Source organism: Providencia sp. PROV197 (assembly GCF_028479625.1).
Classification (GTDB): Bacteria; Pseudomonadota; Gammaproteobacteria; order Enterobacterales; family Enterobacteriaceae; genus Providencia; species Providencia vermicola.
Map to the genome: position 1 here is coordinate 219,146 of NZ_JAMPNZ010000014.1, position 26,106 is coordinate 245,251.

The 26,106-nt window shown below is 41.5% G+C and carries 14 protein-coding genes; 9 read left to right on the forward strand and 5 right to left on the reverse strand.

The window, feature by feature from the left end; genetic code table 11:
* The first annotated feature begins 596 nt into the window (after positions 1-596).
* The 3 genes from PR808_RS07525 to PR808_RS07535 all read left to right on the forward strand — a co-directional run bounded on the left by PR808_RS07525 (position 597) and on the right by PR808_RS07535 (position 4,413).
* Entirely contained in the window at positions 597-3,698 is a 3,102-nt protein-coding gene (locus PR808_RS07525; protein ID WP_272539029.1) for a DUF637 domain-containing protein, read from the forward strand.
* Positions 3,699-3,710: 12 nt separating this feature from the next.
* Complete coding sequence (locus PR808_RS07530; protein ID WP_272539030.1) at positions 3,711-4,058, forward strand: zinc ABC transporter substrate-binding protein; 348 nt, start codon at positions 3,711-3,713, stop codon at positions 4,056-4,058.
* A gap of 79 nt (positions 4,059-4,137) precedes the next feature.
* Complete coding sequence (locus tag PR808_RS07535) at positions 4,138-4,413, forward strand: hypothetical protein (protein WP_272539031.1); 276 nt, start codon at positions 4,138-4,140, stop codon at positions 4,411-4,413.
* 158 nt (positions 4,414-4,571) lie between these two features.
* On the opposite strand, the gene PR808_RS07540 is transcribed toward PR808_RS07535, so the two are convergent.
* The 4 genes from PR808_RS07540 to PR808_RS07555 all read right to left on the reverse strand — a co-directional run bounded on the left by PR808_RS07540 (position 4,572) and on the right by PR808_RS07555 (position 8,305).
* Complete coding sequence (locus PR808_RS07540) at positions 4,572-6,578, reverse strand: BCCT family transporter (RefSeq protein ID WP_206084691.1); 2,007 nt, start codon at positions 6,576-6,578, stop codon at positions 4,572-4,574.
* A 430-nt stretch (positions 6,579-7,008) separates the two neighbouring features.
* Positions 7,009-7,275: a DksA/TraR family C4-type zinc finger protein gene (locus PR808_RS07545; RefSeq protein WP_272539032.1), complete on the reverse strand. Its 267-nt coding sequence runs from the start codon at positions 7,273-7,275 to the stop codon at positions 7,009-7,011.
* A gap of 73 nt (positions 7,276-7,348) precedes the next feature.
* The gene (locus PR808_RS07550) at positions 7,349-7,789 is read right to left on the reverse strand and encodes a GNAT family N-acetyltransferase (protein ID WP_206084693.1); all 441 of its coding nucleotides are present in this window, start codon (positions 7,787-7,789) and stop codon (positions 7,349-7,351) included.
* Between the two features lie 192 nt (positions 7,790-7,981).
* Entirely contained in the window at positions 7,982-8,305 is a 324-nt protein-coding gene (locus tag PR808_RS07555) for a hypothetical protein (RefSeq protein ID WP_206084694.1), read from the reverse strand.
* A 294-nt stretch (positions 8,306-8,599) separates the two neighbouring features.
* Between PR808_RS07555 and PR808_RS07560 the strand changes: the two genes are divergently transcribed.
* Positions 8,600-9,286, forward strand: a complete 687-nt coding sequence (locus PR808_RS07560; RefSeq protein ID WP_272539033.1) for a DUF421 domain-containing protein — start codon at positions 8,600-8,602, stop codon at positions 9,284-9,286.
* Positions 9,287-9,335: 49 nt separating this feature from the next.
* Here the strand turns inward: PR808_RS07560 and cptA are convergent, their stop codons facing one another.
* A complete protein-coding gene (cptA, locus tag PR808_RS07565) occupies positions 9,336-11,045 on the reverse strand; it encodes a phosphoethanolamine transferase CptA (RefSeq protein WP_206084696.1) in 1,710 nt (569 codons plus the stop codon).
* Positions 11,046-11,405: 360 nt separating this feature from the next.
* Here cptA and PR808_RS07570 point away from each other — a divergent pair, with 360 nt between their 5' ends.
* The 5 genes from PR808_RS07570 to PR808_RS07590 all read left to right on the forward strand — a co-directional run.
* On the forward strand, positions 11,406-12,584 hold the full coding sequence (locus PR808_RS07570; RefSeq protein ID WP_206084697.1) for an ion channel: 1,179 nt from the start codon (positions 11,406-11,408) through the stop codon (positions 12,582-12,584).
* 24 nt (positions 12,585-12,608) lie between these two features.
* Positions 12,609-13,241 carry a cytochrome c biogenesis heme-transporting ATPase CcmA gene (ccmA, locus tag PR808_RS07575; RefSeq protein ID WP_272539034.1) on the forward strand — a complete coding sequence of 211 codons (633 nt, stop codon included), beginning with the start codon at positions 12,609-12,611 and terminating at the stop codon, positions 13,239-13,241.
* The gene (gene ccmB / locus PR808_RS07580) at positions 13,226-13,891 is read left to right on the forward strand and encodes a heme exporter protein CcmB (protein WP_206084699.1); all 666 of its coding nucleotides are present in this window, start codon (positions 13,226-13,228) and stop codon (positions 13,889-13,891) included. The genes ccmA and ccmB overlap by 16 nt, the downstream gene beginning before the upstream one ends.
* Before the next feature lie 425 nt (positions 13,892-14,316).
* Positions 14,317-16,026, forward strand: a complete 1,710-nt coding sequence (locus PR808_RS07585) for a ShlB/FhaC/HecB family hemolysin secretion/activation protein (protein ID WP_206084700.1) — start codon at positions 14,317-14,319, stop codon at positions 16,024-16,026.
* Between the two features lie 11 nt (positions 16,027-16,037).
* Positions 16,038-26,106 (forward strand): hemagglutinin repeat-containing protein (locus PR808_RS07590; RefSeq protein ID WP_272539035.1); only part of this gene is annotated, 10,069 nt, incomplete at its 3' end.

The following is a 26,106-nucleotide window of genomic DNA, read 5'->3' on the forward strand; positions in this document are numbered from 1 at the left end:
TCTTTCGGCTATTTGGGTCACATACTGGTGTATGCTCCCCAAACTATCCTCAATTGCCGCCTTGCTAGAGTTCGAACTATTTAGAAAATTAGTTTGCCTTCGTCATATTTCGCACTGTGACGTTGTTGCTGGCACTTGGTTAGTTGGGCCATATGTTGGTGTATGTTCATCAAACTATCTTCAATTACCGCCTTCCTGCAATTCGAATTATTTAGAGTATAGCTATTACTTAAATGATTTATTTTCCCTGTAGATTCACTGAAGTCGAGCTTCACTTATACTTATTAGATAAGCTCTAAATCCCTTACTGTCATATCCTTTTTGGCATTGTGAAATTACCTGTAGAGTGGCTTGTGACAAATTCTTCAACGAAATCATTCTCAATAAAATCAATCAATTGATTTCTAGCATTTGACATTGATTTTTACGGTTAAGGAGGGGTTAAACGAAATAATTTAATGAAAAAATACAAAAAACCGTATTAAACATGAAAATATTCAATTTTAGTTATGGTGGTTCTTTTTTATCTAAAAACAGATAATGATAATGAGTTACATTACGTAAAATTTACTATTAATGACGTAAACTCAAATAAAATGACAAATAATCAGGTTTTATGGTGTTTATTATTCTCATCGTTATTCATGATTTCGCCTTATGGCTATACAGAAAATCAACTGCTACCCTCGACACAAGAAAGCATTCAATTTGAACAGAAACAACGATTGGAGTCGGAGCTAAGCCAACGTAATTTATTGGAAAAACAAACTACCATCCCCATTGAGGGTGCTTTGCCTCCTCCTTCCCAAGATGACAGTATTGTTATTCGTCGCGATGAATCCAATTTAATGAAACTCGCAACTTCAGAGCCTGTCGCAAATATCAATGCGTTACTCACGAAAATAGGAAACTGGGCTAGTTCGGGGGAAATCAACCTCACCGCAGGTAAAAATATTGAAGCGCGTGGCATTGCCTTCAACAGCGGAAAATCACTGACATTCAATGCAGGCCAAGATATTTTATTAGGCTCAAAATCGATTAAAGATGCCGACGATGTATTCAAGACCAATCGCTACCCAGAGCTACGCTCTCAACTTATTGCGAATGGCAATATCACGTTAAATGCCGCACGTGATATTGACTTGCAATCTGCTAATCTTCAATCCAAAGACAAAATTACTGCATTGTCAGGTCGTGATATTAAATTAACCGCTACCGCCTACTCTGCCATTCCCAACCCCAATGAAGATAACCAAGATGTACGTTATGTGACCTCGACACTTTCTGGTGACAAAGGCGTTACGCTGGCCACTAATGGCGCACTTACCGCACAAAGTAGCACAATCAAATCCCTAGCTGATATCACACTCTCAAGCGGAGGGAATGTGCGCTTAGAGTCGGTCAAAACGAATTATCGAAAACAGTCAGGGAAAAAATTTGAAGAGCTATATCGCCAAATTGGAACTGAAATTAATAGTGGTAAAACCCTGACCATTTTGTCTGAGGGGAGCATCCTTTTCCAAGCGTCTCGTCTCGTTGCCAAAGGTGCGATGGATATTGCGGCAAAAGGTGGGTATCTCTATGCCCAAGCCATGGAGGAAAGCAGTTACTTCGAAGAGTATAAAAAGAAATGTAATAGATGGACGCTTTGTATTACGAAAAAGGAAGTGAGAAAAACACGCAGTGATAAAACTAATAAAGTTACTGAGTTTACCGCAGGTGGTGATATTAATTTATTGGCAAAAGATGATGTGACATTAGAGGCCACAAAAATAAATACAGGGAAAAATGCCAAAATTACCAGCCAAACTGGCAAGGTCAATTTTAAAGCTGTCAAAAATTCGCAATTTGAACAAGTGATTACAAATTCTAACGGTTTTTATATTACACAGCGCAATAAAGGATATACCTCAGATAAATGGGTTTTACCTGCATTGCATATTGGTGGAAAACTGACTGTTGATGCGAATAAAGGGATTACTGCGGACATCAAATCGAAAAATGGTCAGAGCTTAGAAAATGCTTTAGAGGCTCTTGGTAAAACAGAAGGTACACAGTGGCTTGCAGGCTTAAAAGACCGTAAAGATGTACAGTGGAACTTAGTTAAAGATGCCTATGACAGTTGGGATTATAAAAGCCAGAGTTTAAACCCGGTTGCTGCTGCGTTGATTATGATAACCGTTGCAGCGATGACATCGGGTACAGCTCAAAATTTTGCTGCATGGGCAGCATCAGGAACACAAGGTACAGCTCACACTATTATTTCTGGGGCAGCATACTCTGGAATGACAGCACTCTCCACGCAAGCGGCGGTCGCTCTGGCTGAAAACCAAGGAAATCTATCCAAGACACTTAATTCACTAGGCAAAAGTGATACCGTCAAATCTATTATTACCCAAATGGCGATTTCAGGAGCGCTCAATGGCCTAGACGTAAAAATGGAATGGACTAAAGGTAACCCAGCAGATGCTAAATTACCGCTATTAAGTAATGGAGATTGGAATAAGGTTGCTCAACGTGTTGCCGCGCAATCTGTGATTAGCTCAACCGTGAATACCACGATACAAGGCGGTAGTTTCACTGATAACTTTAAGAGTGCCTTACTCAGTAATATCGGGAGTCAGGTGAATGCGGAGGGAGCTGGGGATAAAGGGGACATTTTAGGTCACTCAGGCAAGCTTTTAGGCCATTCTGTGGTTTCGGGTATTAGCGCTGAAATTGCAGGTGGAAATGCAAAAGGGGCAATAGTTGGTAGTCTTGCTGTTCAGTTAGCAGGAATTACGCTAAACAATAATTTAATCAATGAAAAAGAGTGGCAAAAAGATTCTGAGAAATACGCTCAATTATCCCGAGTACTGGGTGGATTTGCGGGTGCAATATTTACTGGTGAGCCAGGAGGGGTCTACAGTGGCGCGGACTCGGCAGAAAGTACCTTCAGGTTTAACCATCTACTCCACGAACTTGCCATGGATTTTGATAGAAATATGCAAAAATGTGCAGGTAATACAAGCTGTGAAGCTACACAAATAAAAAAGTATGCTATGTTCAGCATAATAAACAGTGGAAATTTAGATTTAGAAATAACTAATAACCCATTAGTTACACAAGATATCACTAAAACGAGAATATCAAATGCATTTGATTTAGCTAAAAGGCCTTACTGGGCTAGTTACCTCGGCTTTGATGTCATGCAAAATGATCTAGCAAAACAATATTTAATGTATTGGAACTCACAAGACTTAAATAAAATAAACGCAAAAACACCGGGTTGGACAAAAGCAGCAGTATTAATATCAGATCCTGAAATACAAGCATCTGTTGTTTCATTAGGTTGGATAGGAAAACAACTTATACAAAAGAGCGCCTTTACAATATCTAAACTAGGTTCTGATGAAATAACATCAGTAATAAAAAGTACGCAAACGGGTCTAAAACACCCTAATCAAGTAGATCAAATGAAAATAGACATGCTCAGTAATAACTATAAATTCACTGCGCCAGAAGGTATTATTGCTGGATATGTCGATAAAAAAGGAGTTTATTATATTTCAGAAGGCAATCATAGAATGGTAGCTGCTAAAGAAATATATATTAAAACAGGAGACTCACAGTATATTAATAAATTGATTGAAAATGGAAGGTGGACTGTAGTCGAATCCGCTCCTGTTGGAGCTAAATCATTACCATCTAGAAATTAATAGGATAATCTCATGACAAAAAGTGAAATATATATAGATATGTTATTTTGGATCCTTCCATACATAAGAAATATTCAATCTCAGGATGCAAAAATAAAATCTGAGGATTTATCATGTTACTATGAATCTGAACTAATACATAACTTGCCAAATAAAATACTAATTAATGAGTTTACTAGTGGTGATATATCATTTTTAAACTATCAAGCTAAATACTATTATGAAAACTGCACGCCAAAAATTAGTATACTTTACTCAAAAAATATTGAATATATCAAAATGTTATTTGATTTAGTACCTGATGAGTTAAAAGAGCAACTAAAATGGTTAGGTCCAAAAAATAATCCTATAGCTAATTAAAAACGAGCTTAGAATTTGCAGAGCAAAATAAAAACTATAATATTTTCATATATCAGGGAACAACAGGAAGGTGCAAGTAATGGAAATGCCGTTTTTAGTCAGTAGTGTATATCTCAATAATATACAATATATTAATGGAAAGGCCTTTTTAACTATATCCTTAAACGGTGTTAACAACGTTTTTATAGCGTATCCTGAGGATGGTGAGATATCAGTAATGAGATCGTCTGATGAACTATCAAAACTATTAATGCACCTATCACAATATGAAAGTTCGATATATAAAAAGATATTCACCTTGGTATGGGATTACGTTAAAGGCAAAGACGTAATACTTCCTGAAAAATTATTATAAAAATCAGGTAATAACAATCAGTAAGCCCCAATGATAGGGTGTAGGTAGCTCTAAGTTCAATAGAATTGAGCAAAAAAGATGGAAAAAACAGGCGGCTATAATTTTAGCCGCCTGTGAATTTTTATCGACACATTTTAGGTAACGCTTCTCTTTTTAGGCTACTTACCCAACAAGTGTAAGAAATGAATATGTTTTTCATATTGGTCGAGAATATCGTGGATGATCTGTTCTTTTGCCCAGCCCATCACATCGTAGTCTTGGCCGCCTTCTTTTAGGTGAATTTCGGCGCGGTAATAACGTTGTTCTTCACTCTTTTCTTCATCACTTTCTGTGCCCATACCGGCTAAGGCAAAAGACGGCTGAATATAATAACGGAGGCGAACTTCGTAGAAAAAGTTCATATCGTCGCCTAAATCCACTTCAAAACCAATACGGTCATCTTTGTCTGTGTGAATATGGCAAACTGTGCCTTGCTTCGCTAATTCCTCAGAAACCATCTCCATTGACGGCTTAACGGACTCTTCCATAAAGCGCTTCACATGGGCACGCTTAGGGAAATAGACAATATTACGTAAGCGGCGTTGCCATGGGATTGGGTTACGGCTTGCCGTAGGTGCAATGGTGGCTAATTGTTGGCTATCCCGTTTATAAGCATCTACTCGCAGTGCTTTAAATAACCCATAAATAGAGGCAAGCAGGACCATTGCAAACGGCAAGGCACTGGCAATGGTTAAAGTTTGCAGCGCTTGTAGCCCCCCCGCCAGCAGCATGGTGATGGCGACGACGCCCATTAATCCTGCCCAGAAAATACGTTGCCAAATTGGGGTATTGGAGTCGCCGCCAGAAGCCAATGTATCGACCACCATCGCCCCTGAATCCGCAGAAGTGACAAAGAACACCACCACCATCAACATGGCAAAAAATGATAGCACTGAAGAGAATGGGAAATAATTTAGGAATTCAAACAGGGCAAGGGAGACATCCGATTGCACGGTTTCGGCAAGCTTTACTGCCCCTTGATTTTTGATAAGGTCAATGGCGGTATTACCGAAGAATGTCATCCACATTAATGTGAACCCAGCAGGCACGAATAACACGCCCATAACAAACTCACGGATAGTACGACCACGGGAAATTCGGGCGATAAACATCCCCACAAACGGTGACCATGATAACCACCAACCCCAATACAGTAACGTCCAGCCACCTAACCAATCGCTTGATTTAGGTTCATAAGCGTACAAATTAAAGGTTTTGGTCACAATTTCAGAAAGATAACCACCTGTATTTTCCACAAACGATTTTAATAACAGAACAGTCGGCCCCAGTATCACAATCAGCAGTAGCAGCAAGAACGCGAGACCTAGGTTAAGTTCTGATAAAATGCGAATGCCTTTATCCAGCCCAGAGACCACAGAAAGCGTTGCCAGTGCGGTAAAGGTGACAATTAGCCCAACTTGTACCATCTCATTTACTGGCAAGCCAAATAAGTGATTTAAGCCTGCATTGACCTGTAATACACCAAAGCCTAATGAAGTAGCGACACCAAACACCGTACCAACAACCGCAAAAATATCAACAGCATGGCCAATAGGGCCATAGATACGTTCACCGATAATAGGGTACAGAGCAGAGCGTAAGGTCAGTGGTAACCCGTGGCGATAGCTAAAAAACGCTAAAATTAAGGCAACAATGGCATAAATCGCCCAAGCGTGTAACCCCCAGTGGAAGAAGGTCAAACGCATGGCTTCCTTAGCTGCCTCAACAGTTTGTGCATCACCCACTGGTGGGTTGAGGTAATGCATCACGGGTTCAGCGACCCCAAAGAACATCAAACCAATTCCCATACCTGCGGAAAACAACATAGCAAACCACGACACATAACTAAAATTTGGCTGCGCATGGTCTGGCCCTAGCTTTATTTGCCCATAGCGGGAGAGTCCCAGATAAGTCACACTCAGTAGGATGATGGCTACAGCAAGGATGTAGAACCAACTGGCGTTGTTAAACAAGTTTTGTTGAAGATGACTTAGATGAGATTCTGCGACTTTTGGCATTAGTGCGGCAAAACCGACAATAACCAAAATGATAATAGCAGAGCTATAAAATACAGGGGGGCTAATTTTAGAACGAACTTTTTTCGAATCAGTATCAATTTGACTCATAACAACCTTCTTTTGTTTTATTTTATTTTTGGCATACCAAGAGCGAGAACGGTATGCAACGACCAGTCCTTCTTAATGAAACAATGGATAATTGCGAAAATATTCCCTAAGGGAACGTAATAGAAAGAACAATAAAAACGCGTTATACGTGGTGTTGTTGGCAGTGAAAACGGCCGAAAAAAACATAAATGTCGAGTCTTTGCTACCTCAGTAAGTTAAAAAATAGTCGGTTATACTGCCATGATATGGATGAATGATCAACAATAGTGGGGAATAAGATTAGAAAGACAGATAAAATATCGTGTTAATTATCAATTTATTAATAATTAAGAATGATAAATTTATATGTTTTACCAATAAGTTAAAGAAGATAGATGAAAGAGGATATTAACTTGCAAAAAATAGCCAATTCTTTGATAAGAAAAGGGTGTTACCTTAATTGGCTATCCTTACTACCACGCCGATTGTAACCACTAAAGGCGGCTTGTTTTTTGTCTAGTTCAGATTGGCAATTTAGACAGAGTTTCACGCCTAATACCGCCAAACGGCGCGCTTCAGGAATAGGTTCTCCACATTCCTCACAAAATTCAGCACTTTCACCTGAAGGCAACTGGCCACGTGCTTTCGCAATCGCGTCATCGAGCGTGGCATCAATTTGTTCCTGTACCGCATTTTCATTTGCCCAGCCGTTCGCCATAGTATACCTCTAACTGGTTAATAATTGACCTTATCTTAATATGGCGGCGAGAAAATTAATTTCAAGGGCAAAGTTAACGGTTTAAAGATAAGCTCATAAAAATATGATCCATGCCATCTTCATCGTACATTTCCCCTTCGGTTTGATAACCTAGGCTTTGGTAGAATGAGATAGCAGTGTGTTGGGCAGAAAGGCCGATTTTTTGATACTGGTTTGCAGTACCATATTGCTGGACAAACTTCATCATTTCACGGCCTAAGCCTTTACCTCGATGCGATTTTTGCACTGCAACACGGCCTACTTTGATCAACCCATTATCTAACAATACACAACGCAAAACGGCCGCAGGCTGCTGGTTTAAATATAAAACGACATGCAGTGCTGCATCATCATACTCATCAATATCGATTTCAGCGGGGAACCCCTGTTCTTGGGTAAAGACTTGCTGGCGTAGGTCAAAGGCATCTGCGACTAATGCAGGGTTTGCATGGCCAAGGCTGTGTTTGATTTCCATGGTGAGTCCTAGTATTGACGTCATAAAATGAAAGAAGGTTTACTATATAACGAGATAGCCGTTGGAACAGGTAGGTTTTGGTGCTTTTTAGTATGGGAATAGATAAAACAGGCAAATGCAGGCGAAAAAACCTGCATTTGGGGGCATGAGTCAGTGCGATTACAGCGTTTTACTCTCGCACTTTTTTAAACATTACTTATTCTCTGTTTTAGCATCATTTTCAGCTTTGATGGATTCTGTTTTCTCTTTCACATCAGTTGCAATTTCATCCGCTTTATTAATGGCATCAGTTTTAACTTCTTGGCTAAGATCAGAAGCATTTTGTTTCAGCTCCTCAGCTTTATTTTTTGTCTCTTCAGCAAGTTCATTGGCTTTTTGTTCACCATCAGCTTTGAGTTGCTGAGCTTTTTCTTCAGCTTGCTTAACAGTATCGCTGGGTTTAGATGAATCATCACAGCCTGTTATGACAGTAAATAGGCCGACAAAAAATAATGAAGCGATGATTTTCTTATTCATAAATATGTCCTTAGAATAAAATGAGTTTAAAACCATTTTTCAGCATTGATATTTATGCTTATATTTTAATATAGCTGGTTTTAAGATTTTTATAAAATCAATAGGTGAATTTTTGAAATATTAAAAGGATGTTTGGTTGTCTGATATCATTAATTACAACCTTGTGCTGAATGTGCGTGGTTTTTAATGACTCGTGAAGTCATTACATCTAAAGGGGCGTAAACAGGCTAAACTGATTGTACAAGCACAAGAAGTAAAAAATGTTTTGAATTAGATAATATAAAAGGTAGCAATATGACGTACTATTATTCGTTTATCATTTTAAAGTTCATTATTGGTTTCGCTATCGTTATTACTCATATGAATTTGTCTGGAAAAACGCAGCTCTCTCAAATGACACCAATTGATTTCATTGGTAATTTTGTCTTAGGGGGAATTATCGGAGGGGTGATCTACAGTGATACAATACCATTGTATCAATATATAACGATCTTAATAATCGGTGTTTTATTGATTAGTTCTTTGAATTTATTAACAAAGAAAGTGAATTTTTTCCGTAATGTCGCAATTGGTAACCCAATACCGATTATTAAAAAGGGGCAATTCATTATGGAAAATATATTAAAGAAAAAAAATAAAATAGATATCATCAATATCTCATCACGCATTCATGCTCAAGGTATTCATTCATTTCAAGAAATTTACTACGCACAAATCGAACCTGACGGGCAGCTCACCATCATTTGTGATGAAAAAAATATGCCTTCGGTGCTTTTAATGAAAGATGGCGTGATAAGAACCAGTGAGTTGGAATCGATAGAAAGGGATGAAGCTTGGTTAAAACAACAGATTGAATTTCAAGGTATTGAATCGATCGATGATATTTTCTTAGCGGAGTTCTGGCGTGGTGAAGTCAGTTTTATTTTGCAAGATGGCAAAATAAACCGCGAAGGTACACATGAACTAAAAAGCATTGCTTAAGATAGGCAAGTAGATGAAATGCAATGCACTCCACCTACTTGTTATGACATTATTTCTTCAAATCATCATAAAGCATGATTGAGGATTTATTATCAGGGTCGCCGATGTAACGAGGCTGAGGTTTAAACTCTGTGCTAAACAAGCTCTTTTCTGGTTCATAACCTGTGTAGTTAAAGCCTGCTAAGTCAGACCATGCATAGATGAAATCCATCGTGCTGAATGGGCGAGTTGTTTTTTCTTTTAAATCAAACTGATGGGTACTTAACCATTCAGGTGATTGCCAAACAAGGAATGGCACATTGTAGATAACCTTGCTTGGTTTACCTTCGCTACGGCCTAACATTTCATGTGGTGGTGTATCATAGACATCTTCTCCGTGGTCAGAGAAAAAGACTAAGAAGCCATTTTCTTTAGAAGAATCAAAGTCTTTAATTAAGGTTGACACCACATAATCATTATAATGCTGTGCATTATCATACGCGTTGTAATCTTTGACTTGGTCATCTTTCAGGTTAGCAGGTACCAGGCTGTCTCTTTGCGTAAATATCGCTTTATCTTCTGGGTAGCGGAATTCATAACGCATATGTGTGCCTAGCAGGTGTACAACGATAAATTTCTTTTCCGCAGGGTCAGCAAGTGCTTCTTTGAAAGGATCAAATACCACGTCATCATAGATACGTGAACTCTGAGCCATATCATTATTGAGGTAATACTGCTTATCCGTTTGGCGAGAGAAGGCCGTCAGTAAGGTATTTCGCTCAGTCATAGTTTGCTGATTGGTGATCCAGAACGTTTTAAAGCCCGCTTGCTTCATCATATTCATGATAGAAGGGCGAGAGTTAAACAGTTCAGGCTCTGTCTGGGTGGCAAACGTCAGAATTTGTTGTAGCGCTTCAATGGTATATGGGCGTGGCGTTACCACATCATTAAATACCGATAAGTTAGCAGGATAGTCTTTTGCAAGTTCTACTAATTCTGGCGTCGTTGGGCGCTGATAACCGTATAAACTCATTCTATCGCGGCTGGTGGACTCACCAATCACTAATACAAAGGTACGTGGCGTGTTGCCATTGGCATCGACAAAGTTGGCGAGCGGTGGAATTTTACTGTTGTCTCTGATCAACTCCTCCATATTAGCTAACTGGTTTTTATAGAGAAAGTAACCACTAACAAACTGCCATGGTGCTGCATAGGCCAGTTTGCTATTTACATAAGAAGCCACATTGGCTAGTGGTCTATCTTGTTTGATGCCTTTGTTGTAATACGGCACACCAAACAAAATGATCAATATTAGCAAGGAAACAACCACGTTGCCTTTTTTCGGTATATAAACGGGTTTTAGGCGTGACCACAAGAAAATAGCCACTAAGGTGTAGGCAAGAATGATGCCGACGACTTTAAAACTAAAGTATTGTTTGAGGAATTCCCCTGCTTCATTGGTATTGGTTTCAAACATCACAAACATAACGCTCTGTGAGATTTGGTGGCCGTAAACCACAAAGTAAGCGAGGGCGACGACAGAAGATAGCCACAAGATAACCCCAATAACGCCTGCAATAAGCTTAATTTTCCGAGGGAAAAGTAGCGCGGGAATTAGCCATAAAGAGCTATACAGCAGTGAATCCCTTAACCCGATACTGTTACTTTGGCCTGTGACGACCACATACAGTTGCAATAACGACGAGAAATACCAAAAGTAGATTAATAGCCAGAGTAGTGATAACCAGCTAAATCTCTCTGTGCGTGTAGTGTTAAGCATAGTGTTTTTAAACTCTTATTTTCTTTAATCGCTAAGTAATATTGAAAAATAATTGAGAAATCGGTGTTTAGATTTACAGGTCAAACTTAAGTTCAAAATAGTTTGGCCATGATCACTAATATTTAAGTATTCTTTAATGTTTTGTTTTTTCAGCAAAATGGAAGTGAGATTAACTCATTTTAGCCCATCACCGAATGAGGTGACTTCCAATTATAGACGATGTTTTATCATTCATAATCTAAATGTCCCGATAACGAATGACGATTTGTTATCGGGCAAACGGAATTGATATTATCTTTTGTTATATTTATGGTATATAAAAAGTTTTAATGGTTTGCTAAAAAAGGATGAAAGTCAGTCATGTTAGATAACGCGTTTGTGGCTTTTTTGAGATCATCCTTAACGATCAGGATAGTGCTTTCTATCTTGATCATCATTGATGGTTCTATGATTTTAAAGCCTGTTTTAAGTGCTTATACGGACTACATTGACTGGCGTGAAAATGGTTTTACCGAGTGGTTGAAATCATTAGGGTTTATGAAATTATTAGATATTCCGCGTTTTTTACTTGGTATTTCACTCATTTTTCTTTCTCTCTTTATGTTAAATGGCGCGCGTATCGCGTGGATTTTCTCTCTATTTTTATTAGGGATCATTTCATTTGTTGATTTACGACTAGCCCAAGAAAATATTCACCAAGGTTATTTTTCTTTGGCCTTATTTGTTGCACTGGGGTTATTTTGGAAGCTTTACCATCATCACAGCTTAACCAGCGCGGGGTTTGTGGCAATTACCTGTATTATTTCATTATTGTTATATTCCATTTTCGGTACTTTATATATTGGCAATGAGTTCCTACCCGTCGTGAAAGATGGTACAACGGCCTTCTATTTCGCACTGGTGTGCATGACGACAGTTGGCTTTGGCGACATTGTGCCCGTGACGTTAGATGCGCGGGTATTTACCGTGACTGTCATTATTCTAGGTATTACTATTTTCACCACTTCAGTTGTGTATGTTGTTGGCGTATTGGCAAAAGGCACAAAAGAAATTGTGCGTAAGAGGTTTTCATATATGAAAAATCATTATGTGGTGATTGGTAGTACGCCAATGGCGGTCAATGTGTATCAAGGATTAAAAAAACGCGAGCTACCTGTAGCCGTTATTTGTCAAGAGAATCACCGTAGCCATTACCCTGAAAAAGACAATATTGTCACAGGTGATCCAACCAGTTCTGAGCTACTTGCCGCCGCCAATGTCAAACATGCGAAGTGTGTGTTGATCATGACTGACAGTGACTCACTTAGCACATTTGCTTTGTTAGGTGTGAGGGAGTTAGCGGGCAGCGATAGCACAGTAAAAACCGTTGTATTGATCAATCAAGAAAGCAATATGGATAAAATCCGCTTGCTTAAACCCGACATGTTATTTTCTCTATCCACTTTAGGCTCTGAAGTTTTGATGCAAGTGCTTTGCGGTGAAGCAATATCGAGTGACTCCATCAGTGATATGCTGTTGAACAAAATTGCCAAATCTTAGAATAAAAAACAGGAAATCAACGGCATGCTAAGTGCACAACAAGTCAGTTGCCATCGTCAAAATCGCATTTTATTTCAACAGCTCGATTTTACCGTTCAACCGAGTGAAATTTTGCAGGTTGAAGGGCCTAATGGCGCGGGAAAAACCACGCTTTTACGAATGATGGCTGGGCTACTTAAGCCTGATGAGGGCGAGGTATGTTGGCAAAATCAACCGATTGACAAACTTAAAGAAGAATTTACTCGCCATTTGCTGTATTTAGGCCACAAACCTGCTGTTAAATCGTTACTCACGCCGTATGAAAACCTCAAGTTTTATCATCAAATGCACCATAAAGGGCCTGAAGGGGATAGCATATGGCAGGCTTTAGAGGAAGTTTCGTTGATTGGCTTTGAAGATATTCCTGTGAACCAGCTTTCTGCAGGGCAGCAGCGCCGTGTGAACTTAGCACGCTTGTGGTTAAGTGAAGCACCATTGTGGATCCTAGACGAGCCTTTTACCGCAATTGATGTGGCAGGGGTTGAACGGTTAACGATGCGTTTTCATCAACATGCTAATCAAGGGGGGATTATTTTGTTTACCTCTCATCAGGCGATGTCAGGGCGATTTGGCTCATTAAAACTGACGGGTGGAGGTGAATCATGTTTTGGTTATTAATTAAACGAGAATTGAAAATTGCCTTTCGCAGTTTTTCTGAGTTAGTTAACCCACTGTGGTTTTTCTTGATTGTCATTACGCTTTTTCCGCTGAGTATTGGGCCAGAGCCACAGCTATTATCACGTATTTCTGTAGGGGTTTTTTGGGTTGCTGCCATTTTATCATCTTTACTTTCTTTAGAGCGTTTATTTAAAGATGATTATCTTGATGGCTCCCTTGAGCAGCTATTGTTGGCACCTCATCCCTTGTTTATCACTGTTTTTGCAAAAGTGATTGCACACTGGTTAGTGACGGGTTTACCGCTGATTTTATTGTCACCAATCGCTGCATTGATGTTGTCATTTACTAGCGATACCCTAATGGTATTAGCGGGAACATTACTACTGGGAACGCCTGTTTTAAGCTTTATTGGCGCGATAGGTGCAGCACTGACGGTGTCATTAAAAAAAGGTGGCGTGTTAGTTAGTTTGCTGGTATTGCCTTTATATATTCCCGTGTTGATTTATGCGACAGGTACCATGGAAGCGCACAGTTTCAAAATGCCATTAGATGGCTATTTTGCCATTCTCGCTGCATTATTTGCCGCAAGTATTACTTTCTCCCCTTTAGCGATTGCAGCAGCGTTGAAAATCAATATTAGCAATAGCTAAAAATCACATCATTTATCTTTAAATAAGGGTGAATTATTGCCCTTATCGCTCTTTCTTAGTTATTTTCACTCATCAAGCTCTAGTTCACAATAAAATCTAAATCAATAAGATATATTTACTCATTTTTTGGGTGGCTATTAGTTATTTTTTATTTTTTTAGCGTAACAACAATGGTGAAAATAATTTTTATGCCAAGTTAATAAGGTTTATCAGTGAACTTAAGGCCGTTTAAATAAGCTGGTTTTTCTATTGTTTTTTTTATGAAAAACTTTTTTACAGTTTAATATTACATTTAAATCAATTCATTAAATAAAATACTAAAGGGTGTAATAAAAATGCAGGGGCTAGTCCGATTGTAATTTAAGTCAAATTGTGTAAAGTTGCGTATATTGACTTAACTCAAATCATAGTGATTAATAAAAATAATGTTTTTAAAGCGTAATTTTATCTATGGATCAATTTTATTTACCTTTTGTTTTCCTACCGTCGCAAAAGCCTCACTATTGAAGCCTGATAATACAGATAACTTATTTAATCGGCAGACGCAGCAGCAGCAAGCGCAACAACAACAATTTGACGCGAAGGCTCCTGATGTCAGCTTGCTTTCACCTATTGCAAAAACACAGTTGCAATTCCCTGAGGAAACCCCCTGCTTTGTGATTAGACAAGTTGAAATCACAGGGCAAGAAGGCTTACCTCATTGGGTTCCTGTACAACGTTTAGCCAATCAGGCGGTTGGGCATTGTATTGGTATTGATGGTATCAATCTCTTAATTACCGACGTGCAGAATCGTTTGATCAGTCATGGCTGGATCACTTCACGAGTGTTGGTACCTGAGCAAGATTTATCTACGGGCACACTTAAATTGGTGGTGCTACCTGGTAAGGTACAAAAAGTTCTCTTTACTGATAACTCATCTCAATACAGCACGTTATATACCGCGATGCCAGCGCATTCGGGAAATTTATTAGATTTGCGTGATATTGAGCAAGGCCTCGAAAATTTACAACGCTTACCAACGGTACAAGCTTCAATGGAAATGATCCCTGGGGATGGGCCAGGCGAAACGCAAATTGTGATTAATCGGCAACAATCACGCTATTGGCATGCGAGCGCATGGGCAGATAACACAGGGTCAAAAAGTACGGGTAAAAACCAAGCTGGTATCATGCTTGCCTTGGATAATCCGACCTCACTGAGCGATCTTTTCTACATTACTGCAACTCGTGACTTGAGCTTTTCAAGTAGCAAGGATACGACGAACTACAGTGCCCACTATTCTGTTCCTTTTGGTTATTGGCAATTTGCGACCACGGCGAGTGATTATGAATATACACAAACAATTGCTGGTATGAATGATGATATTCAATATCGTGGAAAAAGTAAGAGCTTAAACTTGCAGCTCAGCAATGTGTTATATCGTGATGCAACAGCAAAAACGACGGCAACGTATGATGTTAACTTACGCGAAACACGTAACTTTGTTCGTGATACCGAAATTGAAAACCAAAAGCGCCGTACTACCTCTTGGAAACTGGGTCTCAACCATCGTCAATATATCGGGCAGTCAACGATCACCGCTGGCGCAAGCTATCAACATGGAACGCGTTGGTTTGGTGCGATGCCTGCTTTTGAAGAAACGAACGATCCCAACTCAAGGGAATATGCCACTGCACTGGCAAAAGTGATGCAATTTTCAGCCTCCGCAAGTATTCCTTTTCGTGTTTCAGACCAACAACTGCGTTTTGAAACTCAATATTTACGCCAAATTAGTGACAGACAGCTAACTCCTCAAGATCAATTCAGTATCGGTAACCGCTGGACGGTTCGCGGCTTTGATGGGGAACGAACTCTCAGTGCAGACCAAGGATGGACGCTAAGAAATACCCTTTCATGGGTAACACCGCTCCCGAACCAAGAGCTCTATCTTGGGGCTGATTATGGGGAAATTGGTGGACACGGTACATACCGTAATCTTGGCAATCACCTAGCGGGGGGCGCAATTGGTCTGAGGGGAGCAATCAGTGCGGCTAACCTCAGCTACGACCTCTCTATTGGTACGCCATTCTCTAAACCTGACGGATTTAAAACGGATCCGGCGACGTTTGCATTTTCTGTTAATTGGAATTATTAAGGTATCTCAGGATGAATAAGTTATTTTACCGCTTAATTTTTAATGCAGCGCGCCAAATGGTGATGGTCGTTGCGGACATTACTCGCAGTCATCAAGCAGGGCCTGCGTGCCAAACAGAAAATCGTGTTAAAAAAACAGCAAATAGCCGAGTTCGTTGGTCAATTAAACCCATTGTTACTAGTCTTTGGTTGACGTTGGGTATGGTGAGCATTAGCGCCTCCGCATCGAACATTAAAGCGGATAGTAATGCGCCTAGTAATCAGCAACCGACGATTGTGAATACCCAAAATGGGTTACCTCAAGTGAATATTCAAGCGCCTAATCGTGATGGCGTTTCACGTAACCAATACAGCCAATTTGATGTTGATAACAAAGGGGTAATCCTGAATAACAGCCGCCACGACGTCAACACTCAACTGGGTGGAATGATCCAAGGCAATGAGTGGTTGGCAAAGGGCGAGGCGAAAATCATCTTAAATGAGGTAAATAGCCGCGATCCGAGTCAATTAAACGGTTTTATCGAAGTTGCAGGGAAAAAAGCCGATGTGATCATCGCCAATCCAGCGGGGATCACCTGTAATGGTTGTGGGTTTATCAATGCGGATAAAGCTTTGCTATCGGCAGGCAAAACCTTGATTGAAAATGGCAAAATCAAAGGGTTTGAAGTTGATAAAGGCAGTATCAATATTGTTGGTAAGGGGTACAACGGTAATGGTACCAACTATACGGCGTTAATCGCCCGTTCAGTCAATATTAATGCTAAATTGCATGCTAAAGACTTAGCCATTACCACAGGGAAAAACACGGTTGCAGCGGATGGGAAAACCATTCTCAAAACGGATAATTCCACAACGGATGATAAACCTGAGTTTGCTTTAGATGTTGCTGCATTGGGGGGGATGTACGCCAATACCATCAAAATGCGTGGAACAGAAAATGGCGTGGGTGTACGAAATGCAGGGCATATTGGGGCAGAAGCTGGGGATATCACTTTATCAGCGAACGGTAAAGTGGGGAACTCGGGGGTGATCACGGCACGCCAAAACATTGCCATCGACAGCCAACAATCAATTCATAACCAAGGTACTGTTTTAGCTCAGCAAAATGTGAAGCTCAATGCAAAACAGGCAATTACCAACACCGATAAAGGCCAAATGGTTGCTGGACGTGATACGGCCTTAAATGCCGCACAAATCAACAGTGATAAAACAGCCTTGCTCGCGGCAGGGGTCGACAGCAAAGGAAAATTAACCTCGGCGGGCTCTTTAACGGTTCAAGGTGATAAAAACGTTACACTTCAAGGTGATATTGTTGCTAAAGAATCGTTAACAGCGACAGGGAGTGAACTCGACCTTTCGTTCTCAAATACCCAAGCTCAAAACATCACACTGACATCGACAATAAAAGATATTCGCACCAAAGAAGCGCATTTACAGGCAACGGATAAAGTCACATTAACGGCAAAAACAGGGATTGATAACCAAAAAGGGGAAATTGTTGCCAAAGACTTGTTGTTAATTGCCCCTGAATTTATCCATAACCAACAAGGTAAATTGGTCCAAACGGGCAATTCGAAAAACGCATTACAGACCCAACTGCTTGATAACCAAAATGGGGAAATTAACCTTGCGGGTGATACCGCAATCATCACGCAGCAGTTGAATAACCAGTCAGGGCAGCTGCTCAGCCGTGATGGCAAAGTGGATATTCAAAGTCAAAATGTGAACAACCAGCAAGGCACGATTTTAGCCTCTGGCAAACAAGGGCTATCCATCAAAACAGACAAGTTGGATGGAAAAAAAGGGGAAATTCTGACCAGTGGCGCCCTAAGCTTAACTGGGAAATCCATGAATTTGGATAATGGGAAGACTCAAGCTGAACAAATCACCTTAAAAGCCAATGCGTTCTCTCATCGCCAAGGAAATATCCTACAAACAGGCGATAAAGCCATGACGGTGGACGTTGCGACGACCTTGGATAACCATGGGGGAAGTGTGTCATCCAAAGGTGACCTGCACATACAGGCCGATAACCTTGATAACAGTGATGGTAAATTATTCACCAGTGCTAACAAACAGTTAGAGATCACTGCAACCACAAAATTGAATAACACGCAGGGCGTGATCCAAACTGATAAATATTTAGCTATCAAAGCCAATCAGCTGGTGAATACACAAGGAAAAATTAGCAGTTTATCAGGCGCTGCATTACTCACCGCAAACCAGGTGGATGGCCATAAAGGAACGGTTTTCGCACAAAACTCTTTGCACATTGAAAGTCAAGATATCAATTTAAATCATGGGCTTACGCAAGCTAATCAAATTACCATTTTAGCCAATAACTTTTCCCATCAAGGTGCAACGTTACTACAAGTTGGGGATGGAAAAACGGAACTACGTATTCAAAATCATTTTGATAATCAGCGTGGGGAAATCTCCAGCAATGGGCAAATTGAGATTTCAGCCAATGCGTTGAATAACCAAGACGGCAAAATTATTGCAGCGAAATTAGGGCAATTATCCCTAAATATTCAACAAGCATTGAATAATACTCAAGGCACATTATTAGGTAATCAAGGTATTAAACTTGCAGCAAATCGTTTGATTAACCAATCAGGTAAACTTATTGCGAGCTTTGGAGATAACCAGCTAACACTTAAGCAGCTAGAGGGCGAGAAAGGCGAAATACTCTCGAAAGGCAAGCTGACTTTAACGGCAGATAATCTCAACCTTAATGACGCAATTACCCAAGCTGACAATATTCAGATAGACGGGAAAAATCTTTCTCATCAACGTGGGAAAATGCTGCAAACGGGCAGTGAAAAAGGCCAAATAAAACTGACTCAAGCCCTTGATAACCAAGCGGGTAATATCAGTAGCCAAGGTGCTTTACATCTGGATGTGAACGCGTTGGCTAACCAACAAGGTACTGTCGTTGCTGCGAAAGTGGGGGCATTGTTTATTCATGCACAAGACAGCGTAGATAACACAGCAGGAACGCTGTTTGCCGAACATGATTTCACATTGAACGCCTCGCAACTCACTAATGTGGATGGCAAGGTGATTAGCAAGCAAGGAGACATGTTCATTGTTGCTGAAAATGTACAAGGCCAGCGCGGGGAAATTATCGCGGATGGGGAGCTTGTACTGCATGGACAAGACATTGACTTGAGCGCAGGAAATACACAAGCCAATCACATTCAGCTGACAGCGGAAAACCTAAACCATCAGCAAGGGACAATGACTCAACTTGGAGAGCAACAAGGTTCACTTCTCGTTTCTCAACACCTAAATAACCAAGCGGGTAACATCAGTGGTAATGGTTCTTGGCAGATAACGGCAAATACGTTAGGAAACCAACAAGGCAAAATATTCAGTGCAAGAATGGGGGCGTTAAACCTACAAATTCAACAGGTACTGGATAATACAAGCGGCACCTTAACTGGACGCCAAGGGGTATTCGCCGATACTCAATTACTGATTAACCGTACAGGTAAAGTGATTGCGAGTATGGGGAATGTTACCTTAAACAGCCAATCTCTTGATGGTGATAAAGGCGAGCTACTGGCTGCAAATACCTTGAATATTCAAGGTGAAACGCTGTCATTAAACCAAGGGGTTACTCAGGCAGATCAGGTTTTTCTCACGGCAAACACCCTCGAACACCAAAATGGCAAATTATTACAAACAGGTGATAAAGCAGGAAAAATCACGCTGCAAGGGCGGTTAAACAACCAAGCAGGTGAAATTGGCAGTAATGGCCACTTTACGATAACAGCGGATTCCCTTGATAACCAAGATGGCCAGATCTTAACAGCAAATAATGGTCACTTATCCATTGATGTAAAAAATGAGTTAGTTAACCAAAATGGTGCTTTGGTCGGTGAAAATGGCTTGAAAATCACAGCGAGTGAACTGAATAACCTGCAGGGTAAGGTTGTCGCACGCCATGGGAATAGCACATTAGATATTGCGGGTCATATCAATAACCAAGCGGGACTTATTGCGGCAGAGCAAGTATTGCAGATGCGTAACCAAGCACTGCAAAACCAGCAAGGGTACATTCAGGCCAATAGCATCAATATCAATACCCAAAACCAGTTATTTGATAACACACAAGGGGCATTGTTAGCGCAACAAAAACTCACGTTAAATAGCGGTAAAATTGAAAACCAGCAGGGCACCATTCAGTCAGGTAGTGACATGCTGATTGATACTCATGGTGAGCAATTAAACAATACACAAAGTGATGATAATAAAGGTATTTATGCACAAGGCGGGCTAACGTTAACCACGGGGGGGCTCGATAACGAAAAAGGCCGTATTGTGGCAAAAGGCCAATTGGCGCTTAATAGCCAAGCGTTAACTAACCAGCAAGGTTTGATTGGCAGCCAATCTGCTATCTCGATGAAAACTCAGCAGTTGGATAACACCGAAGGCACGATTAAGGGGCAATCTATCACCCTTGATACTCAAGGCCAACGTTTAACCAACACCGCAAAAACAGACGATCAAGGGATTTTTGCTAGCCAAAAACTGGCGTTAACGGTTGGTGAGCTGATTAATCAACAAGGCCATATTCAAGCGAGTGATATTAGAATCGATACACAGAAAAACCGTGTCGATAACTCCCAAGGGGAAATTTTAGCCAGTTTCGGGTTAAGCTTGAACAGTGGGGAGTTTGATAACCAGCAAGGGCGGGTTCAAGCAGGTCTGCAGTTAGCCTTGGACACTCATGGGCAGCTTCTCAACAATAGCTACACACAAAAAACTGGTGGGTTGTTAAGTGGTGGGAACCTCACGCTCAACAGCGGCAAATTAACGAACCAGCAAGGGCAAATCCAAAGTGCGGGGGTAAATGTATTAACCTCTCAGACCTTGGATAACCAGCAAGGGCGGATTTATTCGGGTGGCTTATTGGATATCAATACTCAGAAAAATGATGTATTGAACCAAGAGGGCGTGTTGGCGAGTGAAGAGAAACTCACCCTAACAGCCAATGATCTGAAGAATCAGCAAGGGTTCGTACAAGGTAAACAAGGCTTAAATGTCGATGTTAATCATATCGATAACCAAAAAGGCACACTCTTAAGTCAATCTTCAGCGAAAATCACAGGCACCACCCTGAATAACCGCGAAGGAACATTGCAATCACAGGGAAATAGCCACCTGACGATTACGCAAGGTGTTGATAACCAACAAGGGCAAATTTTATCAGGGGCAGATTTACAGGTTGCTAGCCAATACCTGAATAACACCAAAGGCACTCTTCAAGGGCTAAACAACGTTGAATTGCTTTTAGTGCAACAGCTTGATAACCAACAAGGCTGGATTAAAGCTAATGGTAACCTGAATATCACCGCAAAGAATATTGATAACCAAAATACCGCCCAAGCAGGGCAAGGGATTGAAGGGCAAAATGCCACGCTAAAAGCGACTGAATTGAATAACCAACGTGGCGCAGTGCGCGCAGGGCAAGCTATTCAGGCAAATATCGCTCAATCCTTAAATAATAACCAAGGCATGGTATCCGCAGGGTCAGATTTGACCATTACTGATAATGTGAAAGGAAAAGCTTTAACGCTGACAAACCAGCAAGGGGTCATCGTTAGCAATGGTTCTGCGAGTGTATCAGCGAACACATTAACAGGCGAAGGGAAACTTATTGCCCAAAAAGCACTGACATTCGCTATTAATCAAGCATTTGAAAATCATGGGCGTATTCAGGCGGGCGAACGCTTAACCGCTAATTTTGCCCAAGGTTTCACAAATTATGGGCTAATGTCTAGCCTTGGTGAGCTTGCTTTAAGCACGACGGCTGTCATTAATCAGCTATCTGGGGAAATTAGTGGGCAAAATACGCGAATCAAGGCCAGTGGCAACGTCCTCAATACTGGGATAATTGATGGTACCTTGACCCACATTGTTGCAAAAAATCTCAATAACGTAGGTACAGGGCGTATTTATGGCGATTTCTTATCAATAGCAGCCAATGCCTTATTAAATGATAAACAAGGGGATAAATCGGCGGTTATTGCAGGGCGTAAAGAGGTTAATCTCGCAGTTTCTGAGCTGGTAAACCGCGACCACGCTTTAATTTACAGTGACGGTGATTTAGCCATCGGCAATGTGCTCAACGACAAGCTACAAGCCACAGGCCATGCTAAAAGTGTGAAAAACCACAGTGCAAATATTGAAGCGGATGGCAATCTTACTCTCAAAACTGATCTACTGGAAAACAAAGATATTCACTTAGAGCTGACTGAAAAACCAGTTGAAGTTAGCCGCGAGCACTTTGATTGGTACGATTACGGTAATGGTAAGCGCTATAAAATTCAGCCACGTAATGGTAACCAAACCCGTTATGCGATTAATGACGATGGTACGCTCAACAAAGAAGTGGGTATTCACTATGAAAAATCCAATCGCTGGCGGATGTTTGAGTATGGTAATTGGACTAAAAATTTCTATGAATATGATTACGACCGTATAATTTATGAAACGCAAATCATCAAACGCGATGCAGCATTAATCACCAGTGGTAAACACTTAACGATTGATGGACAGCAACTGAACAATGAAAATTCACGCGTTGTTGCGGGGCAAAACCTGATCTTAACAGGCTATGAGCTAAACAATAAAGAAGCACAAGGTGTTCGTCATATTTTTGAGGATGGAAATACGATTTATCGCTATAAAGGCGGTGGTAAATGGAAAACGCGTACTAGTACGTCAAAATACCAAGGTATTAATAGCGAAGAAGATTTACCGCTACATTTACTGGAGGTAAAAGAGCAAGCGGGGGGAATTAATAAAACTCACTTGGATGGTGTGAAAGTCAATCCGCTCGATGGCGCAGCGGATACCGTGTCTGAGTCAACGATAACGGATAACCAAGGGGCGTTGCTGGCGGAAACTACATTAAAAGACAGTCAAAATACGCCTCTTGAGCTTACAGCAGGCCAACAGGCTGAAGTAACGCAATTACCTTCGGTTTCGGCGAAAGCTGACGTGAGCGATGATAAAACTGTTGGCGCGACAGCGCAGACAGGTGATGCCAATGTGGGGAATGGTACTGATATTCAAGGCCAAACTGACGTAGGTAAAGGGCAAAATATCACGGCAGAAAAAGCGCCCCAAGGTAAAGACAACCTCGATACCGTGATCAGAACCGTTGGGCCAAGTACCCAATTGCCAGATAACAGCTTGTTTAACGTCATACCAGGCACGGATAGCCAGTTCTTAATTGAAACGGACTCTCGCTTCACTAATTACAAAAAATGGTTATCCAGCATTGATATTGTCACTAATGAGCAGCTACATAAGCGCTTAGGTGATGGCTATTATGAGCAACGCTTAGTTCGCGATCAATTGATTGAAACTACAGGGCAGCGCTTATTAGGTAACTACAATAGTGATGAAGAACAATACCGTGCGCTGCTGACGAATGGTGTTGCGTTTGGTAATCAATTTAACCTGACTCCAGGTATTGCATTATCACCAGAACAAATGGCGAACTTAACAACCGATATTGTGTGGATGGTAAATAAAGAAGTCACCTTGCCAGATGGACGTGTTGAGATGGTAAGTGTGCCCCAGGTGTATGTTCGTGCACGCCAAGGCGATCTAAACGGCAATGGCGCACTACTTGCAGGGCGCAATGTGTCTGCCAATATTACGGGTGATTTGCTCAATAGTGGTGAAATTAACAGCCGCGAATTAACAGATTTACGCGCAGAAAATATTGAAAACAGCGGGCGTATTCAAGGGAAGGATATTCAGCTCAACGCATTGAAAGATATAAAAAATGTGGGTGGTGAAATCCGTGGTTTAGATAGCGTATCACTCATCGCGGGGCGCGATATTCTCAGCGAAACCGCGCAGCGTGGAGATGGCCAATCACAATGGCTCGACCGCCCTGCCAGCATTTATGTCACGGGTGATAACGGTCAGCTTACCTTAAAAGCCGTGCAAGATATCAACCTGATCGCTACAGATGTTGGCAATTTAGGCGTTGATGGTAAAACCTCCATTATTGCGGGTCAGGATATTAGTTTAGAAACGCGCGATGTTAGCTCAGCGTTTGATTACACACATAATTCAAGCAATTACTATCGTGGCGCTAATAGCACAGAAGTGGGCACACAAATCCAAACTCAAGGGGATTTAACACTGTCTGCAGGGCAAGATCTCTCCGCTCGCGCAGCGAATGTGTCCAGTGGCGGCGAATTAGCTGTGAATGTGGGGCGTGATATTAACCTGACCTCAGGGGTGGAAAGCAGTGACTATGCTAAGCACACCAAACACACGGACAAAGGTTTTCTATCGAGCACCACAAAAGAAACCCATGATGAAGTCAACGCGCGTACTGCGATCAGCAGTACATTAAGTGGCGATAGCATCAAAATGACCGCAGGTAATGACGTGAATATTCAGGGCAGCAATGTTCTGGGAACTAACGATGTTGCCGTCAATGCAGGTAACCAGCTGAATGTCACTACGTCTGATGAGGCGTTACATGAAACTCATATGTCCAAGACGAAGAAATCAGGGCTGATGAGTACAGGCGGCTTGGGTTTAACTGTCGGATCAACGTCTCAAAAAGTCACGACTGATAGTGACAGTAACTTGAAAAAAGGCAGCGTAATCGGCAGCTCCGCAGGTGATGTGACACTGGAGGCTGGTGGTTCAGCGAACATCCATGGCAGTGATGTGATCGCCGCGAAAGATATTAATATCACAGGCAGTGACGTGAATATTACGGCCGCTGAAAATAGCCGAACCGATATCACGACGGTGGAAAGTAAATCCAGTGGCCTCACGGTGTCATTAGGTGGTACTGCGGGCAGTATGTTAGACGGTATGGCGCAGACAGCGAAATCGGCGAAACAGGAAGACGATGGCCAATTAGCGGCACTTAAAGGGATGAAAGCGGGTCTGCAAGGTGTTCAAGCAGAACAAGCCGGTGAGTTGGCTGGGCTGAAAAAAGGCGGCAGTGTCACAGATGCCTTTGGTGTGAACGTGTCTTATGGCAGTAGCTCGTCAAAATCCACGACAAAAACGCAGCAAAATACCGCATCTGGTAGCAGCCTGAGCGCTGGGGATAATATTAACCTTACAGCCACGGGCAAAAAAGAAGGCAGTCAAGGCAACTTGGCAGTACAAGGCAGCCAGTTAACCGCAGATAAAGACATCACCTTAACAGCAAAAAATGATATCGACCTGACCAGTGCTAGCAACACGCAAACGGTGGATGGCAAAAACTCAAGCTCAGGCAGTTCAATTGGTGCGGGGATCAGCTCAGGCGGTTGGAACGTCAATGCCAGCGTTAATAAAGGCAGCGGTTTCGAAAAAGGTAATAGTGAGTATTACACCGATACACAGGTGGATGCAGGTAAACAACTGACCTTGAACAGCGGCAAAGATACCACATTAACAGGTGCGCAGGTTAGCGGCGAAACAGTGAAAGCCAATGTTGGCGGCAATTTAACTTTATCGAGCCAGCAAACCACCGACAAATACGACTCGAAGCAAAAAGGCGGTAGCTTGTCGGGTAGCATTGGCACAGGGTTGAATACCACGGCATCGGTGAATGTGAATAAAACCGAGATGCACAGTGATTATCAATCGGTGGATAAACAAACGGGTATCAATGCAGGCAAAGGCGGTTTTGATATTACGGTGGGCAATCACACCCAGCTCGATGGTGCGGTGATTGGCAGCACGGCAGAGGCCGAGAAGAACAAGCTCGATACGGGCACACTGGGCTTTGGGGATATAAAAAACAAAGCGGAGTACAAAGTGGAAAGCCACAGTGGCGGGTTTAGCACAGGTGGCTCGCCATTTGAAGACCAGTTAGCGGGTAATGCGGCAGGTTCGTTATTGACCAATGTGAATAACAAAGGGAAAGACAGCAATAGCACGCATGCGGCGGTGTCGGAAGGTGAGATTATTATCCGCGATAAGGATAATCAGAAACAGGATGTCAATACCTTAAGCCGTGATACTGATAATGCCCACGAGAAGCTGAACACGATTTTTGACAAAGAAAAAGAGCAGAAACGGATAGAGAAAACGCAGC

Coding starts and splice junctions, on each gene's coding strand:
- ccmB (WP_206084699.1), top strand. CDS start 13,226: ATGTTTTGGTTATTAATTAAACGAGAATTGAAAATTGCCTTTCGCAGT.
- PR808_RS07525 (WP_272539029.1), top strand. CDS start 597: ATGACAAATAATCAGGTTTTATGGTGTTTATTATTCTCATCGTTATTC.
- PR808_RS07545 (WP_272539032.1), bottom strand. CDS start 7,275: ATGGCGAACGGCTGGGCAAATGAAAATGCGGTACAGGAACAAATTGAT.
- PR808_RS07535 (WP_272539031.1), top strand. CDS start 4,138: ATGGAAATGCCGTTTTTAGTCAGTAGTGTATATCTCAATAATATACAA.
- PR808_RS07540 (WP_206084691.1), bottom strand. CDS start 6,578: ATGAGTCAAATTGATACTGATTCGAAAAAAGTTCGTTCTAAAATTAGC.
- PR808_RS07560 (WP_272539033.1), top strand. CDS start 8,600: ATGACGTACTATTATTCGTTTATCATTTTAAAGTTCATTATTGGTTTC.
- PR808_RS07555 (WP_206084694.1), bottom strand. CDS start 8,305: ATGAATAAGAAAATCATCGCTTCATTATTTTTTGTCGGCCTATTTACT.
- ccmA (WP_272539034.1), top strand. CDS start 12,609: ATGCTAAGTGCACAACAAGTCAGTTGCCATCGTCAAAATCGCATTTTA.
- PR808_RS07530 (WP_272539030.1), top strand. CDS start 3,711: ATGACAAAAAGTGAAATATATATAGATATGTTATTTTGGATCCTTCCA.
- PR808_RS07570 (WP_206084697.1), top strand. CDS start 11,406: ATGTTAGATAACGCGTTTGTGGCTTTTTTGAGATCATCCTTAACGATC.
- PR808_RS07585 (WP_206084700.1), top strand. CDS start 14,317: ATGTTTTTAAAGCGTAATTTTATCTATGGATCAATTTTATTTACCTTT.
- cptA (WP_206084696.1), bottom strand. CDS start 11,045: ATGCTTAACACTACACGCACAGAGAGATTTAGCTGGTTATCACTACTC.
- PR808_RS07550 (WP_206084693.1), bottom strand. CDS start 7,789: ATGGAAATCAAACACAGCCTTGGCCATGCAAACCCTGCATTAGTCGCA.